Origin of the sequence: Anaeromyxobacter sp., assembly GCA_016718565.1 — a bacterium.
Lineage (GTDB): Bacteria > Myxococcota > Myxococcia > Myxococcales > Anaeromyxobacteraceae > JADKCZ01.
Window position 1 is genome coordinate 21,601 of record JADKCZ010000010.1, and the last position, 15,110, is coordinate 36,710.

At 76.1% G+C, this 15,110-nt stretch carries 16 protein-coding genes; 1 reads left to right on the forward strand and 15 read right to left on the reverse strand.

Features of this window, described 5'->3' with window-relative positions; translation table 11 throughout:
- Positions 1-8: 8 nt before the first annotated feature.
- The 6 genes from IPO09_16790 to IPO09_16815 all read right to left on the reverse strand — a co-directional run bounded on the left by IPO09_16790 (position 9) and on the right by IPO09_16815 (position 7,182).
- Positions 9-1,559, reverse strand: coding sequence for a tetratricopeptide repeat protein (locus IPO09_16790; GenBank protein MBK9518968.1), 1,551 nt, complete (start codon positions 1,557-1,559; stop codon positions 9-11).
- Positions 1,556-2,572 carry a chemotaxis-specific protein-glutamate methyltransferase CheB gene (gene cheB / locus IPO09_16795; GenBank protein ID MBK9518969.1) on the reverse strand — a complete coding sequence of 339 codons (1,017 nt, stop codon included), beginning with the start codon at positions 2,570-2,572 and terminating at the stop codon, positions 1,556-1,558. Before cheB ends, IPO09_16790 begins: the two co-directional genes overlap by 4 nt.
- On the reverse strand, positions 2,569-4,836 hold the full coding sequence (locus IPO09_16800) for a response regulator (protein ID MBK9518970.1): 2,268 nt from the start codon (positions 4,834-4,836) through the stop codon (positions 2,569-2,571). The genes cheB and IPO09_16800 overlap by 4 nt, the downstream gene beginning before the upstream one ends.
- Before the next feature lie 32 nt (positions 4,837-4,868).
- A complete protein-coding gene (locus tag IPO09_16805; GenBank protein MBK9518971.1) occupies positions 4,869-6,026 on the reverse strand; it encodes a methyl-accepting chemotaxis protein in 1,158 nt (385 codons plus the stop codon).
- 257 nt (positions 6,027-6,283) lie between these two features.
- The gene (locus IPO09_16810; GenBank protein ID MBK9518972.1) at positions 6,284-6,673 is read right to left on the reverse strand and encodes a chemotaxis protein CheW; all 390 of its coding nucleotides are present in this window, start codon (positions 6,671-6,673) and stop codon (positions 6,284-6,286) included.
- Complete coding sequence (locus IPO09_16815; GenBank protein MBK9518973.1) at positions 6,670-7,182, reverse strand: chemotaxis protein CheW; 513 nt, start codon at positions 7,180-7,182, stop codon at positions 6,670-6,672. The genes IPO09_16810 and IPO09_16815 overlap by 4 nt, the downstream gene beginning before the upstream one ends.
- A gap of 90 nt (positions 7,183-7,272) precedes the next feature.
- Here IPO09_16815 and IPO09_16820 point away from each other — a divergent pair, with 90 nt between their 5' ends.
- Positions 7,273-7,965 carry a response regulator gene (locus tag IPO09_16820; protein ID MBK9518974.1) on the forward strand — a complete coding sequence of 231 codons (693 nt, stop codon included), beginning with the start codon at positions 7,273-7,275 and terminating at the stop codon, positions 7,963-7,965.
- Positions 7,966-7,968: 3 nt separating this feature from the next.
- Here the strand turns inward: IPO09_16820 and IPO09_16825 are convergent, their stop codons facing one another.
- The 9 genes from IPO09_16825 to IPO09_16865 all read right to left on the reverse strand — a co-directional run bounded on the left by IPO09_16825 (position 7,969) and on the right by IPO09_16865 (position 15,069).
- Positions 7,969-8,958 carry a lamin tail domain-containing protein gene (locus tag IPO09_16825; protein ID MBK9518975.1) on the reverse strand — a complete coding sequence of 330 codons (990 nt, stop codon included), beginning with the start codon at positions 8,956-8,958 and terminating at the stop codon, positions 7,969-7,971.
- Positions 8,943-9,596: a hypothetical protein gene (locus tag IPO09_16830; protein MBK9518976.1), complete on the reverse strand. Its 654-nt coding sequence runs from the start codon at positions 9,594-9,596 to the stop codon at positions 8,943-8,945. The genes IPO09_16825 and IPO09_16830 overlap by 16 nt, the downstream gene beginning before the upstream one ends.
- 291 nt (positions 9,597-9,887) lie before the next feature.
- Positions 9,888-10,085, reverse strand: coding sequence for a Fe-S cluster assembly protein IscX (gene iscX / locus IPO09_16835; GenBank protein MBK9518977.1), 198 nt, complete (start codon positions 10,083-10,085; stop codon positions 9,888-9,890).
- Between the two features lie 28 nt (positions 10,086-10,113).
- The gene (locus IPO09_16840) at positions 10,114-10,419 is read right to left on the reverse strand and encodes a 2Fe-2S iron-sulfur cluster binding domain-containing protein (GenBank protein MBK9518978.1); all 306 of its coding nucleotides are present in this window, start codon (positions 10,417-10,419) and stop codon (positions 10,114-10,116) included.
- Positions 10,419-12,278 carry a Fe-S protein assembly chaperone HscA gene (gene hscA, locus IPO09_16845; GenBank protein ID MBK9518979.1) on the reverse strand — a complete coding sequence of 620 codons (1,860 nt, stop codon included), beginning with the start codon at positions 12,276-12,278 and terminating at the stop codon, positions 10,419-10,421. The genes IPO09_16840 and hscA overlap by 1 nt, the downstream gene beginning before the upstream one ends.
- 35 nt (positions 12,279-12,313) lie before the next feature.
- Entirely contained in the window at positions 12,314-12,910 is a 597-nt protein-coding gene (gene hscB, locus IPO09_16850) for a Fe-S protein assembly co-chaperone HscB (protein ID MBK9518980.1), read from the reverse strand.
- Positions 12,911-12,973: 63 nt separating this feature from the next.
- On the reverse strand, positions 12,974-13,306 hold the full coding sequence (locus IPO09_16855; protein ID MBK9518981.1) for an iron-sulfur cluster assembly accessory protein: 333 nt from the start codon (positions 13,304-13,306) through the stop codon (positions 12,974-12,976).
- A gap of 21 nt (positions 13,307-13,327) precedes the next feature.
- Positions 13,328-13,780 (reverse strand): Fe-S cluster assembly scaffold IscU, encoded by a 453-nt coding sequence (iscU, locus tag IPO09_16860; GenBank protein ID MBK9518982.1) that lies wholly within the window; start codon positions 13,778-13,780, stop codon positions 13,328-13,330.
- A gap of 74 nt (positions 13,781-13,854) precedes the next feature.
- The gene (locus IPO09_16865) at positions 13,855-15,069 is read right to left on the reverse strand and encodes an IscS subfamily cysteine desulfurase (GenBank protein MBK9518983.1); all 1,215 of its coding nucleotides are present in this window, start codon (positions 15,067-15,069) and stop codon (positions 13,855-13,857) included.
- Positions 15,070-15,110: the final 41 nt, after the last annotated feature.

The following is a 15,110-nucleotide window of genomic DNA, read 5'->3' on the forward strand; positions in this document are numbered from 1 at the left end:
GCGCGGCGCTACAGGGCCGCCAGGGCGTACTCGGCGGCGCGCGCGAAGGCGGCGCCGTCCTCGGGGAGGTCGGGATAGTACCCCAGGAAGGCCTGGCGCCGGCCCTGCGGCAGGCGGCGGTGGGCCTCGATGGCGTTGCGGTAGGCCAGGCGGGCCCGGTCGGCGTCGCGCTGCGCCTCGCGGCAGCGCCCCATGTAGTAGTGGGCCAGCGCCAGGTCGGGGTCGAGGAAGAGGGCCCGGGTCAGCTCCAGCGCGGCGGCGTCGGCCTGGCCGCCGGTGAGCAGGTGGACGCCGTAGAAGAGGTGGGCCTCGGCGCTGAGCGGCTCGAGCGCCAGCGCCACCTGGTAGCTCTGGCGCGCCCGGTCGGCCTGGCCGAGCGCGCCGTAGAGGTTGGCCAGGGTGAGCCGCACCGCCAGATCCTCGCCGCCCTGCTCCAGCTGCCGCTCCAGCAGCTCGCGGGCCGCGCCGAAGCGCCCCTCCGAGAAGAGCGCCACCGCGCCGTCGAGGAACTCCTGCGGGGCCAGCGCCTGGCCGGGGGCGGCTGGCCCGACCGGCCCGACCGGGCGGCTCGGCTCTGGCGTCTCCGCCGCCTCGGCCGGCGGGGGCGGTGGAGGCGGCGCCCCGGCGCCGGGCCCGCCCGCGGCGGCGTAGCCGAGGTGGGTCACCCGGGGCGGCGAGGAGGGCAGGGGCGCGGCCGGGCGGGGCGGGGCCGCCGGGCGCCGGCCGTCCTCCGGCTTGCGGTACAGGAAGGCGCCGGCCACCTCGGTGAGCTCGAAGCCCTCGAAGAGCCGGAAGAGCGACTCGGAGTACCCCAGGAACAGCCAGCCGCCCGGGCTGAGCGATGCGAGGAAGGCCTCCAGCACCCGCTGGGTGGTGGGGGTGTCGAAGTAGATGATGACGTTGCGGCAGAAGACCAGGTCCCAGCCGCCCGCGGCGGGCGCCGGGAACGGGCCCGACACCAGGTTGTGGGCCCGGATCCCGGCCAGGTAGCGGCGCAGCGAGGGCCGGACGCGGAAGGCGTCGCCCTCCGGCTCGAAGTGGCGCGCCAGCAGCGGCGGCGGGATCTCGCGGCCCCGGCGGGCGTCGTAGAGGCCGCGGACGGCGGCGGCCACCGCCTCGGGGTTCACGTCGGTGGCCAGGAGCTCCACCTCGGCGGGCGCCGCCCCGGCCTCGGCGCAGGCCATGGCGATGGAGTAGGGCTCCTCGCCGGTGGCGCAGCCGGCCGACCAGAGCCTGAGCGGCGGCCCGCCGGCGCGGGCGCGGGCCAGCAGGCCGGGCAGCAGGGCGGCCAGCGCCCCGAACTGGCGCTCGTCGCGGAAGAAGTTGGTCTTGCCCACCGTGACCAGCGGCAGGAGCCGGCGCAGCTCGTCGTCGCCGCGGCCGGAGTCGAGCAGGCCCAGGTAGCCGGCCGGGTCGGGCGCGGCCGGCCCGAGCTGCTCCAGGCGCGCCGCCACCGCCAGCCGGAGCGCCGAGAAGCTGTCGGGGCGGATGTGCAGGCCCACCCGGGCCTTCAGGATGGCCGCCAGCTCGGCCAGCAGGACGGGGTCGACGGCGATCACCGGACCAGCTCCACCAGCGCCCGGGCGATGTCGTCGAGCGGCAGCACCCGGTCCACCGCGCCGAGGTCGATGGCCGCCTTGGGCATGCCGAAGACCGCGCTGGTGGCCTCGTCCTGCGCCAGGGTGGGGGCCCCGGCGTCCTTCAGGGTCTTCAGGCCGTCGGCGCCGTCGCGCCCCATGCCGGTGAGCAGCACGCCGCAGGCGCGCGCCCCGTAGGTGCGCGCCGCCGAGACGAAGAGCGGCGTCACCGAGGGCTTGAAGGTGTCCACCGGCGCGGCGTCGGAGAGCCGCACCGCCCCCTCGACCACCACCAGGTGCGAGCCGCTGGGCGCCAGCAGCACCAGCCCGGCCCGCAGCACGTCGCCGTCCCTGGCCTCGCGGACCTCCAGGCGCGACTCCTGCTGCAGCCAGCCGGCCAGCCCCTCGGTGAAGCCGTCGGCGATGTGCTGCACGATGGCCAGCGGCGCGGGGAAGTCCTGCGGCAGCCCCCGCAGCACCGCCGCCAGGGCGCGCGGCCCGCCCAGCGAGGCGCCCATCACCACCAGGTCGGTGCGCCCGGCCTTGCCGTGGACCGGGGCGCGCCGCCCGCGCAGCCCGCGCAGGTGGCGGATGACCTTGACGCCGGCCAGCAGCCTGAGGCGCGAGCGGATGCGGGCGCCGTACTCCTCGAGGTCGGTGGTGGGTCCGGGCTTCTCCACGATGTCGAGCGCGCCCAGCGAGAGGGCCTGGAAGCCCACCACCTCGGCGCGGTTGGCGGTCAGCACCAGGATGGGCGTGGGCGTCTCGGCCATGATGCGGGCGATGCCGGAGTAGCCGTCGGCGTCGGGCATGGCCAGGTCCATGGTGATGACGTCCGGCTTGAGCAGGCGCGCCGCCGCCGCCGCCTCGTTGCCGTCGGCGGCGGTGGCCACCACCTCGAAGCCCGGGTCGGCGGCGATGACGTGGGAGAGCAGCTCGCGGAAGAGGGCCGAGTCGTCGGCCACCAGCACCCGCACCGGCCGCTCGCCGCTCACCGGGCACCCCCGCCGCCGCCGCCGCCGCCGCAGAGCCGGTCCAGCGCCGCCGCCAGCGCCTCGGGGTCCAGCTCGCCCTTCACCAGGTAGGCGTCGGCCCCGGCGTCGACGCCGCGGCGGCGCTCCTCCGGCGCCGAGAGCGAGGAGAGGATGAGCACCGGCAGCTTGGTGAAGCGCGCCGTGGCCCGCACCCGGCGGGTCAGGTCGATGCCGTCGAGCACCGGCATCTGCACGTCGGTGACCAGCACCTGCACGCCGCCGCCCAGCAGCCGCTGCCAGGCCTGCTCGCCGTCCACCGCCTCCTCCACGTCGTGCCCGAGCGAGCGCAGCAGCGCCGCCTCGGCCTCGCGGGCGATGGCCGAGTCGTCCACCAGCAGCACCCGCAGGCGGCGGCGGCGGTCGCGGTCGCGGCCGGCGCCGGGGCTGGCCAGCCGGCGGGCCGCCCCCACCAGGTCCGGGGTGGAGAGCAGCAGCGCCACCCGCCCGTCCTCCAGCGCCGCGGCGCCGGTGACGTAGCGCATGCCCTTCAGGAAGGCGCCGGGCGCCTTCACCGCCACCTCGCGCTCGCCGTACATCCCGTCCACCACCACCGCCGCCCCCTCCGAGCCGTGCAGCACGTAGGCCACGGTGGGGCGCGGGTGGCGGGGCCCGCCGTTGAGGGAGAGGAGCGGCCCGAGCGCCACCACCGGCAGGAGCCGCCCGCGGTAGCGGACGGCGCGGATGCCGGCCACCTCGGCCACGTCCTTGGGGTCGAGCCGGCCCACCGCGTCCACGTCCACCGCCGGCAGGCCGTAGACGTCGTCGTCGATGCGGACCAGCAGCACCTTCATGAGCGAGAGCGACTGCGGCATGCGCAGCGTGAAGCGCGCCCCCCGGCCCGGCTCCGACTCCACCGTCACCGAGCCGCCCAGGGCGGTGACCCGCTTGCGCACCACGTCCAGCCCCACCCCGCGGCCGCTGGTCTCGCCGGCCGCCTCGCGGGTGGAGAAGCCGGGGGCGAAGAGCAGGTCGAGGGCGGCGCGGCCCGACAGGGCGGCGGCCTGCTGCTCCCCCATGAGCCCCTTCCGCAGGGCGGCGGCGCGCACCGCGTCGGGGTCCACGCCGCGCCCGTCGTCCTGCACCACCACCGCCAGCAGGTCGCCGTCGGCGTGGGCGCTGATGGTGAGGCGGCCGGCGCGCGGCTTGCCGGCGGCCTCCCGCACCCCCGGCGTCTCCAGGCCGTGGTCCACCGCGTTGCGCACCAGGTGCACCAGCGGGTCGTTGAGCGAGAGGAGGATGGCCTTGTCCACGCCGGTCTCGCCGCCCTGCACGGTGCACTCCACCTCCTTGCCCAGCTCGCGCGCCAGGTCGCGGGCGGCCCGCGGGAAGGGGGCCAGCACGCCGGAGAGCGGGATGAGCCGGGCCGAGCCGACCCGCTCGGCCATGCGGCTGAACTGGGCCTGGGCGCCCTGCACCGCCTCGGTGTGGCCGCGCACGAAGCGGAAGGTGTCGGAGCGCAGCAGGTGGACGTCGCCCTCCAGCTGCTCCACCGGGCGGCCGCCGCGGCCGTCGCGGCGCAGCTGCTCGGCCAGGGCCACCATCCGGTCGGAGAGCCGGTTCCAGCGGGCGAAGAGGCCGGCCAGGTCGCGGGCGCGGCGCAGGGCGCGGGCCCCCTCCACCAGGAGGTCGCCGGCCACGGCGGCGATCTCGTCGAGCCGGTCCACGTCCACGCGGATGGAGGAGGTGGCCCGGTCGCCGCGCAGCTCGAGGCGCGGGCGGGCGCCGTGGAAGGAGGGGCGGGTGGAGGGCGGGGTCGAGGTCGCGGCCGGGGTCGCGGTCGAGGTCGGGGTCGCGGTCGGGGTCGGGGTCGGGGTCGAGGTCGCGGCCGAGGTCGGGTCCCCGGTCGCCCCCTCCGCCCCCCTCGCCTGCAGCCGCTCCACCAGCGCCGCCACGCCGGGTCCGCCGTCGGCCGGCTGCTCCAGGAGCGGCAGCACCGCGTCGCAGGCCTCCAGCAGGGCCTGCAGGTCGGCCCGGCCGGGCGTGGGGCCGGCCGCCCGGAGCAGGTCCTCGGCGGCGTGCACCAGCGCGGCCAGGCCGGCGAAGCCCATCATGCTGGCCTCGCCCTTCAAGGTGTGCAGCTCGCGCGTCACCTCGGCCAGCGGCTCCGCCCCGCCCGCCCCCTGCTCCAGCTGCAGCAGGCCAGCCGAGAGCCGCTCCACCCGGTCGGTGGTGGTCTCCCGGAACCGCGGGAGCAGCTTCTGGCGGATCTCCTCGGCGACGCCCATGGTGCGGTCGGTGCCCTGGTGGCGCGGCGGGCTCAGTCGACCTTGAAGCGCTTCACCAGCTCGGCCAGCCGCTCGGCCAGCAGGGTGAGCTCGGAGGCGGCGCCGGTGGCCTGGCGCGAGCCGGTCTGGGCCGAGCGGGTCACCTCCTCGATCTCGCCCATCGACTGCACCACCTGCTCGGTGGCGGTGCGCTGCTGCTGGGTGGCCAGGTGGATGACGCGGGCCGCGTCGCTGGTCTCCTGGATGCCGGTGAGGATGCCGGTCACCGAGGTCATGGCCGCGCCGCCCAGCTTCTCGCCCTCGCCGGCCATCCGCTTGTTGCCGTCGGAGGCCTCCTTGGCGGCGTGGGTGGACTCGCGGATCTCGGTGATGAGGTTCTTGATCTCCTTGGTGCTCTCCATGACGTTCTCGGCCAGCCGCCGCATCTCGGCCGCCACGATGGAGAAGCCGCGCCCGGCCTCGCCGGCCTTGGCCCCCTCCAGCGCCGCGTTGAGCGCCAGCAGGTCGGAGCGATCGGCGATCTCGTCGATGACCTCCACCACCGTGCCGATGCGCTCCACCCGGCGCGACAGCTTGCCGATGGCGTCGTCCACCTCCACGGCGTTGTGGCGGACCTTCTCCATCGAGGCCATGAAGAGCTTGATGGAGCCCTCGCCGGCGCGGGCGCCCACCAGGGTCTGCTCGGCGATGGCCGCCACCATCTGGGCGTTCTCGGCGATCTGGTGGGAGGCGCCCTTGAGCTCCTCCATGGTGGCGGTGGTCTCGTGGATGGCGCTGGCCTGGGCCGCGGTGGAGGACTCGTTCTGGGTGGCCGCCGCCAGCACCTCGGCCGAGGAGGTGGAGAGCTGCAGCGCCGCCTCGCGGATCTCGGTGGTGAAGCGCTTCAGCGTCTCCATCACCTGGCCGATGCCGGCCACCAGCGGGGTGAGCGCGGCGTCGGTGACGCCCAGGCGCAGCTCGCCCGAGAGGTCGCCCTGCACCACCAGCTTCACCATGGCCTCGATGGCCTCGTCCACGCCGTCCGAGACGTTCTTGACGCGGCTGCGGAACTCGGCGACCTCGCCCTGGATGTGCTCCGAGGCGGCGTTGACCGCCCGCGCGATCTGGCGGAGCCCGGGGTCGCTGAAGCGGGCCGGGTCGAGGCGCACCTCGTGGTTCCCCTCCGAGAGGGACTGCACCGCGGCGGCCAGCCGGCCGGCCTCGCCGCCGCCCCGGCCGCGCGGGCCGGCGGCAGGTGCGGCGCGCCCGGCGGCGGCGCGGGAAGCGGGGGCCCGCGGCCTGGGGGCGGGCGCGGCGGCGGCGCGCCGGCGGGTGGCCTTGGCCGGCGCGGCGGGCCTGGCGGCCGTGGCGGGTGGGCGGGCGGCGCGCGCGCCCTTGCGGGCCGGCGCGGGCTGGTCGTCGTCGAGGTCGAAGAACTCGGGCATGGCGGGCCTCTTCCGGGGTGGCGTCAGGTCGGCGCGAGGGCGGTGCGCCGCTCGCGGATCAGGGTGGGGAGATCGACGAGCATGGTGGGGAGGTCGTCCAGCAGCACCAGGCCGCACACCGCGCCGCTCTGCAGGACCGCGGCGGCGAAGGCCGGCAGCGGGCGCAGCTCCTCCCGCGGGACCTGGCGGATGCCCAGCACCTGGTCCACCACCAGGGTGGCTTCCAGCCCCTGGCGCTCGTCCGCCACCACCAGCCCCCGCTCGCGGGTGAAGGTGGCGCCCAGGCTGGTGCCCTCCACCAGCTCGTCGGGCGGCACGGCGCGGACGCTGCCGACGCGCACCACGTCGGCCACGGCGGTGGCGAAGACGCGGGCGCCCACCTGGAACAGCAGGAGCTCGGCGGGGGCGGTCACGCGCCCTGGCCCCCGGCCGGCACGGCCCGGGCGCGGGCGGCCGCCACCAGGCGCGGCAGGTCCAGGATGGCCACCACCCCGCGGGGGTCGCGCCCCACGCCGGAGAGGAACTCGGCCAGGCCGGCGCGCTCGGCCGGCGGGGGCTCGATGGTGCGCAGCGGCAGGGACACCAGCCCCTCGACCCCGTCGGACACCACCGCCACCTTCCAGGGCTCGCAGTGGACGATGGCGGCGCGGGTGGAGGGGCGCAGCGGGGTGGACCCCTGGCCGACCAGCTGGCCGAGGTCGAGCACCGGCAGGACCTCGCCGCGGTTGGTGAAGACGCCGGGCAGGAAGGCCGGGGCGGCGGGCAGGCGGGTGAGCGGCCCGAGCCGCACCACCTCGGTGACGTGCGAGGCCTCGAAGGCGTAGCGCCCGCCGAGGAGGCGGAGGCAGAAGTACCAGGCCTCCAGCCCACCCCGGGCGGCGCCGCCCCTGGCGGTTTCGGACTCGCCCCTGGCCTCGGACATGGAGGGCGATTATCAGCCCGTATGGGAGGCCGCAGCAAGAAGGGCTATACGGTTTGCGGTCCAACACTCGAGGCCGGGGTGGAGCGTGGCGTGAAGATCCTCCTGTGCGCCGACAGCGAGCTGGTGCAGGCGGCGGTGGCCCTGGCCCTCGAGCCGGCCGGCCACCAGGTCGTGGCGGCGCGCGATCCGTCCGTGCTGACGGCCGAGGGCGCCGACGCCGGGGTCCTGCTGGCCGACGCCCCCTGCGCCCGGCGGGCGGCGGCCCTGCTGCGCGACCGCGGCTTCGTCGGGCGGGCGCTCCTGCTGGGGGACGGCGATCCCACCGCCCTGGCGGCCCTGGCCGGCGACATGTGGCTGGACGGGGCCGTGCTGCTCTCGCCCCCGGAGGGGCTGGCGACGCGCCTGGTGGCCGCGCTGGCGCGGCGCCGCAAGGTGCTGATCGTGGACGACTCGGAGATCGTGGCGCGCCTGCTGGCCGAGGAGCTGTCGGAGAAGGGCTTCGAGATCCAGTACGCGCCGGACGCCGAGCGGGCCACCTCGATCATCCTGCGCCGCACCACCCGGCCGGACCTCATCCTGCTCGACCTCAACATGCCCAAGGTGGACGGGGCGCAGTTCTGCCGCTTCGTGAAGCGGAACGACCGCTTCAAGGGCATCAAGGTGCTGCTCTGCTCCGGGGAGGACCGCGAGAAGCTGGCCCGGCTGGCCCAGGAGTGCGGCGCCGACGGGTTCCTGCACAAGGACGAGGTGCTGGGGAAGTGGGTCGTGGACAACGCCGGCTGAGGGTCAGGGGCACCGGCCCGGCGGGGTGGCGGCGTTGCAGGCCCCGGGCGTGCCGCCGGCGGTGCAGGTGAGGTTGGCGGCCGCGTCCGGGCCCTCGGGGTCGAGCCGCTCCACCGCGCCGCCCGGGCAGCGCGGCGCCCCGCCCCCCTCGCCGAGGCCGGCCCGCACCTCGCCGGCCAGGTCGAGGAGGCGGACCTCCGGCGGCCGCTCGTCGGACAGGCCGCCCGCCAGCGAGGCCGAGGCGCAGGCCGCCCGCGCCAGGCCGGCCGGCACCGGGTAGCGGCCGTCCCAGGCGGCGCCGGTGAGCAGGGCGAAGGCCCCCGGGGCCACCGGTCCACCCGCCGCGGCGACCAGCTCGCAGGAGGACCAGGCGCCGGAGGTGGTCCGCTTGGCGATCCGCCAGCCGGTGAGGTCGAGCGGCCCCTCGCCGCGGTTCTGCACCTCCACGTACTCCCCGCCCGCCTCGGGGGTGGCGGCGTCGGCCCGCACCTCGGTGACCACCGGGCGGGGTGGGGGGCCGGGCGGCGGGGCCACCGTCTCGAAGGTGGCCACGAAGGTGCGGCGCCGGCCCTCGGGGTCGAGCACCGGCCGCCCGGCGGAATCCTCCAGCGGCCCGAGCACCAGGGCGTGGACCGCCCCCAGGGCCAGCGGCATGAGGGGCCGAAGCTCGATGCGCCGGCCGTCGGCCGAGAGCGAGACCGCGCAGGGCAGGGCGGGCGCCCCGGCCCCCAGGCCGGCCTCCGACTCCACTGCGGCCGCCACCGCCCGCGCGTCGGCCCCGCGCGCCAGCCCCACCCGCCGCCCGTCGGTGACGCCGGCCGGGGACACCGGGCCGGAGAGCTCCACCGTGGCCAGCGCCCCCGGCGCCACGCCGCTGCCGGTGGGCGCCCAGCCGGTCACCCGGGTGTGCGGGTCGGGCAGCGGCGGGCCGCAGGCCGAGAGGGCGAGGAAGGCCGCGGCCAGCTGGGCGCGGCTGCTCACCGGCCACCCCAGCGGGCGAAGACCCGGCCGGTGGCGGCGTCGAGCTCGGCGGTGGTCCGGTCGAGCTCCAGCTCGACCTCGGCGCGGGCCAGGGGCGTGGTGGGCGGGTCGAGCGCCAGCACCACCAGGAGCCGGCGCCGCTCGTAGTAGAGCGAGGTGGCCCGCCGCACCGCCTCCTCCAGGCGCCTGGCGCGGGCCAGCGCCGCCGAGGTGGCGGTGGGCTCGCCGCGCGTCACCAGGAGGTCGGCCAGCTCCCAGGTGGCGCGCAGCTTCACGCTGGTGCCGGGCGAGGAGCGGACGTAGTCCACCTCGCTGGTGCCCTGCAGGCCGACCACCCGGTAGCTCCGCTCGTCGGCGGAGACCTCGGCGGTGAGCCGCGGCAGGAGCGCGGCCAGCCGCCGGCGCGAGGCCAGCGCGGCCGGGTCCGGCGCGGCCTCCTCCACCAGCCGCGCCGCGGCCGCCTGGGCCTCGGCCACCGAGGGCTCGCCGGCCGCCAGCCGGGCCACCACCCGCCGGGGATCCGGCACCTCCGGCCAGGCGCCGCGGGCCTCCGCGGCAGGTCCGGCGGCGTCGGGGTTCAGGGAGGCGGCGCGGAGGGGGGGCGCCGAGGCGGTGAGGGCGAGCAGGGAGGCCAGGGAGAGGGCGAGCATGCGGGCGCTCTCGAGAGCAGGCCGCGTGCCTGGGCCAAGGGGGCGAAACCAGGGGGGCAGGGACGTCGGGCGGGGTCCGCGGGGCGGACCAAGGGGCGGACCGCGAACCCGACCGCCGCGGCCCCCTCACCCCGGCCCTCTCCCCCAGCAAGCTGGGGGAGAGGGGGAGAGGTGCGGCTCGACCCCGACCCCGACCCCGACCTCGACCCCGACCTCGACCCGACCCCGACCTCGACCCCGACCCCGACCCCGACCTCGACCCCGACCTCGACCCCGACCTCGACCTCGACCCTACTCCTCCACCTCGTCCAGCCAGGCCATCTGGATGGCCTCCAGCACCTTCTCGTTCGAGCGCGCCGGGTCGTCGTCGAAGCCGGGCAGCGCGCACACCCAGGCGTGCAGGTCGGTGAAGCGGACCGACAGCGGCGCCACCCCGGCGTGGCGCTCGGAGAGCTCGATGGCGATGTCGCGCACGTCGCGCCACTTCATGTGATGCCTCCTCGGGCGCCCTGGGCGCCTAGCTGGCGATCCGGTTCCCCGGGATGCGCACGATCAGGTCCGCGGCGCCCACCGTGGCCTGGCAGCCGAGGCGGCTCGAGGCGGCCAGCCCCACCGCCTCGGAGAGCTTGTCGTCCTCGGCGTCCCCGGGCGGCTCGAGCGAGGCCAGCCCGGCCTCCACCCAGACGTGGCAGGTGACGCAGGCGCAGACCCCGCCGCAGTTGTGCGGCAGCTCCACCCCGGCCGCCTCGGCGGCCTCCAGGATGGTGGTCCCGGGCGCCACCTCGACGACGCGGTCGGCCGGCTGGAAGGTGACCCGGGCCATCAGTCCTCGTCCCCGCCCTCGCGGGTGGTGCGCGGCTGGTCGGCGAACTCCTCCACCCGCCGGCCCGCCATGGCCATCTTGATGTGCTTGTCCATGCGCCGCTCGGCGAAGACCTTGGTGGCGTCGTCCACCGCCTCGATCCAGGCCTTGATGGCCAGGTAGTCGTCGCCGGCCATGGCGCCCTTCAGGCCGGCCAGCTGCTGCTCGATGGCGCCGCGCTCGGTGGCCAGCAGGAGCTCGCCGTCCACCGCGAAGGCCGAGTCGAGCGAGGAGAGGATGCGGTCGCCCTCCACCCGCCACTCGCGCACGAACCGCTCGGTGACGTCGGCCTCGGCGTGCTCGATGGACTCGATGAGCATGGCCTCCACCTCGTCCTCGCCGAGGCCGTAGGTGGGCTTCACCTGGATGGCCTGCTCCAGCCCGGTGGTCAGCTCCTTGGCCGCCACCTGCAGGATGCCGTCGGCGTCCACCGCGTAGGTGATCTCCACCCGGGCGATGCCGGCCGGCATGGGCGGGATGCCCTTCAGGGTGAAGCGGGCCAGGCTGCGCCCGTCGCGGGCCAGCTCGCGCTCGCCCTGCACCACGTGGATCACCATGCCGGTCTGGCCGTCGGCGTAGGTGGTGAACTGCTGGGTGGCCGAGGCCGGGATGGTGGAGTTGCGCAGGATGATCTTCTCGACCACCCCGCCCATCATCTCCACGCCGAGCGAGAGCGGGATGACGTCCAGCAGGAGCACGTCCTCGCGGCCGCCGCGGTCGAGCGCGTCGGCCTGCACCGCCGCGCCCAGCGCCACCACCGTGTCGGGGTCCAGGTCGGAGAGCGGCTCGAGGCCGAAGAGCGCCTTGACGTGGCGGCGCACCAGCGGCGTGCGGGTCGAGCCGCCCACCAGCACCACCCCGTCCACCGCGCCCAGGCCGGCGTCGCGCAGGGCGCTGCGGCAGGGGCCGGTGGTCCGCTCCACCACCGGCAGCAGCAGCACCTCCAGCTCCTGGCGGGTCAGGCGGACGGCCAGCCGGTGCCCCTCGGGCAGCGCCACGTCGGCCTCCACCACCTGCTCGGTGGAGAGGGTCTCGCGGAGGCGCTGGGCGGCCGCGGTGGCGCCGCGCAGCACCGCCGGCGAGGGCGCGGCGGTGGGTGGGGTGAGCCCGCCCGCCATGAGGTGCGCCGCCACCACCCGGTCGAAGTCGTCGCCGCCCAGGTGGGTGTCGCCGCCGGTGGCCAGCACCTCGAAGACCCCGCCCTCCAGCCGCAGGATGGAGACGTCGAAGGTGCCGCCGCCCAGGTCGTAGACCGCGAACGTGCCGGTCATCTGCTTGTCGAGGCCGTAGGCCAGCGCCGCGGCGGTGGGCTCGTTGAGGAGGCGCAGGACCTCCAGCCCGGCCAGCCGGCCGGCGTCCTTGGTGGCCTGGCGCTGGGCGTCGTCGAAGTAGGCCGGCACGGTGATGACGCAGCCGCCCGGGGCCTCGCCGAGCGCCTCGGCGGCGCGCCGCTTGAGCACCCGCAGGATCTCGGCCGAGACCTCGATGGGCGTCACCACGCGCGCCCCGCCGGCCACCACCAGCCGCACCACCGCGCCGCCCTCGTCGAAGGTCGAGATGCCGCGGTCCTCGGGCCGGATGTCGCCGGGGCCGCGCCCCATGAAGCGCTTCACCGAGAGCACCGTGTCCACCGGCCGCTGCGGGGCCTGGCGGCGCGCCGCCGCGCCCACCTCGACGGCGCCGTCGCCGCCGTAGTGCACCGCCGAGGGGAGGAGGGGGCGGCCCTCGTCCACCGGGACGACCTGCGGGCGGTTGCGTGGGTCGACGAAGGCCACCAGCGAGTTGGTGGTGCCGAGGTCGATGCCGATGGCGCGGGGCATGGGGCTCCGGGGGCGTGGCGTCGGGGCGGGCCGGCTCAGCCGCGCTCGGCGTCCGAGACGATGTTGTCGTAATAGCGCGCCCGGGAGAGGCGGCGGGAGATCTCCAGCACCGTCTCGCTGAACCACTCCGGCTCGCGGAAGAAGGTGGCCACCTCCGACTCCAGGGCGGCCAGGCTGTGGCGGGCCCGCGCCGCGATGTCGGCCAGGGCGGCGGCGTCGCCGTCGGCGCGGGCCAGGCCCAGCGCCTCGCGCCACTCCAGCTGCTCCTCCAGGAAGGCCGGGTCGTGGAAGGTGCGGCCCTCGCCGAAGACGTCCTGGCCGGCCAGCTTGAGCAGGTAGGCGGCCCGCAGCCGCCAGTCCTTGAGGGCCCGGTGGGCGTCGTTGAGCCGGGTGGCGCGCTCCAGCGAGAGGCGCCGCTCGCGCGGCTCGGCCCGGGCGAAGCGGTCCGGGTGGAGCTGGCGGGAGCGCTCGCGGAAGCGGCGCTCCAGCTCGGCGGGGTCCAGGGCGAACTCGCGGGGCAGGTCGAAGAGCGAGTAGTAGTCCTCGGTGCGGCCCACCGGCTGGATGCGCCGGCACGACCCGCAGAAGGAGGTGCTCTGGACCGTCGGACCGTTGCAGCTCCAGCAGCTCACGCGCTCGCACCCCGCACCGCCGGCCCCGTGACGCGGCGGCGGGAACCTAGCAGGAACCCAGGCTCAGATGGTGAAGGACTCGCCGCAGCCGCAGGCGCTCTTGACGTTGGGGTTCTTGAAGACGAACCCCGTCTGCATGAGGGTCTGCTGGAAGTCCACCACCGTGCCGGCCAGGAAGCTGGCGCTCTTGGGGTCCACGAAGACCCGCGCCCCGTCCCGCTCGATGACCTGGTCGAAGCGGGCCGGACCGGCCGCCCAGTCCACGTGGTAGGAGAGGCCCGAGCAGCCGCCGCCCTTGACGCCCAGCCGCAGGCCGCCGCCGGGGGTGCCCTTCTCGCCGGCCAGCACCTTGATGCGGTCCGCCGCCTTCTCGCTGATCTCGATCGCCGTCGCCACGTGGGCCTCCCTGGTCCGGGCCTACAGGCCGGGCTTGAGCACGTCCGGGGCCGCCGGCGAGGGGGCCGGGTGGGCCGCCGCGCCGGGCGCCCGGGCGCCGCGCTTCTTCTGCCAGTCGGTGACCGCCGCCTTGATGGCGTCCTCGGCCAGCACCGAGCAGTGGATCTTCACCGGCGGCAGGTTCAGCTCGGTCGCCACGTCGGTGTTCTTGATGGTCAGGGCCTGCTCCACGGTCTTGCCCTTGACCCACTCGGTGACCAGCGACGAGGAGGCGATGGCCGAGCCGCAGCCGAAGGTCTTGAACTTGGCGTCCTCGATGACGCCGTCGTCGCTGACCCGGATCTGCAGCTTCATCACGTCGCCGCAGGCCGGGGCCCCCACCAGGCCGGTCCCGACGTCCGGGGCCTCCTTGTCCAGGGTGCCCACGTTGCGCGGGTTCTCGTAGTGGTCGATGACCTTCTCTGAGTACGCCATCGTCGTCCCTTTCGTGCGCTTCGGTGGTTCCCCCCGGGGAACCGCCGCGCGGGGCGCGCGCGGCGCTGCGGCAGCTAGTGCGGGTTGGCCCACTCGATGCGGGAGAGGTCCACCCCGTCCTTCACCATCTCGTACAGCGGGCTCATGTCGCGCAGCCGCTTCACCTTCTCGATGACCAGGCGGATGGTGTGGTCCACCTCCGCCTCGGTGGTGAAGCGCCCCAGGCCGAAGCGGATGGAGCTGTGGGCCAGGTCGTCGCCCACGCCCATGGCGCGCAGCACGTAGGACGGCTCCAGCGAGGCCGAGGTGCAGGCCGAGCCGGAGGAGACCGCCACGTCCTTGATGGCCATCATCATGGCCTCGCCCTCCACGTAGGCGAAGCTGACGTTGAGGTTGCCGGGCAGCCGGTGCTCCAGGCTGCCGTTCAGGCTGAGCAGGTCGAGCCCGGCCTCCAGGCCGAGCCGCAGCCGCTCGCGCAGCGCCAGCACCCGGGCCGCCTCGGCCTGGCGCTCCACCGCGGCCAGGGCGCAGGCCGCGCCGAAGCCCACGATGCCCGGCACGTTGAGCGTGCCCGAGCGGAAGCCGCGCTCGTGCCCGCCGCCGTCCATCTGGGCGGTCAGCCGCACCCGCGGCTTGCGCCGCACGTAGAGCGCGCCCACGCCCTTGGGGCCGTACATCTTGTGGGCCGAGAGCGAGGCCAGGTCCACCTGGGCCGCCTCCACGTCGAAGGGGATCTTGCCGGCGCTCTGCACCGCGTCGCAGTGGAAGAGCACCCCGGCGGCGCGGGTGATGGCGCCGATCTCGGCGATGGGCTGCACCACCCCGGTCTCGTTGTTGGCGTGCATCACCGACACCAGCACGGTGTCGGGCCGGAGCGCCGCCTTCAGCGCGGCCGGGTCGAGCAGGCCGTCGCGGCCCACCGGCAGGATGGTGGCGGTGTAGCCGCGCCGCTCCAGCGCGTGCACCGCGTCGAGCACCGCCTTGTGCTCGGTGGCCACGGTGACCAGGTGCTTGCCCTTGCCGGCGTGGAACTCGGCCACGCCCTTGATGGCCAGGTTGTTCGACTCGGTGGCCCCGCTGGTCCAGACGAGCTCCTTCGGGGAGGCCCCGATGAGGGCCGCCACCTCGGCGCGGGCCTGCTCCACGGCCTCCTCGGCGCGCCACCCGAAGCGGTGACTCTTGGAGGCCGCGTTGCCGAAATCCTCCCTGAAGTACGGGAGCATCGCGTCCAGCACCCGGGGGTCCACCGGGGTGGTGGCGTGGTAGTCCATGTAGATCGGAATCTTCATCGGGCCGGCGGACCTCTCACGCAGCAGGGGGGGGCGCCGTG

Coding starts and splice junctions, on each gene's coding strand:
- IPO09_16830 (MBK9518976.1), bottom strand. CDS start 9,596: ATGCTCGCCCTCTCCCTGGCCTCCCTGCTCGCCCTCACCGCCTCGGCG.
- IPO09_16815 (MBK9518973.1), bottom strand. CDS start 7,182: ATGTCCGAGGCCAGGGGCGAGTCCGAAACCGCCAGGGGCGGCGCCGCC.
- IPO09_16800 (MBK9518970.1), bottom strand. CDS start 4,836: ATGGGCGTCGCCGAGGAGATCCGCCAGAAGCTGCTCCCGCGGTTCCGG.
- iscX (MBK9518977.1), bottom strand. CDS start 10,085: ATGAAGTGGCGCGACGTGCGCGACATCGCCATCGAGCTCTCCGAGCGC.
- iscU (MBK9518982.1), bottom strand. CDS start 13,780: ATGGCGTACTCAGAGAAGGTCATCGACCACTACGAGAACCCGCGCAAC.
- hscA (MBK9518979.1), bottom strand. CDS start 12,278: ATGCCCCGCGCCATCGGCATCGACCTCGGCACCACCAACTCGCTGGTG.
- IPO09_16865 (MBK9518983.1), bottom strand. CDS start 15,069: ATGAAGATTCCGATCTACATGGACTACCACGCCACCACCCCGGTGGAC.
- IPO09_16840 (MBK9518978.1), bottom strand. CDS start 10,419: ATGGCCCGGGTCACCTTCCAGCCGGCCGACCGCGTCGTCGAGGTGGCG.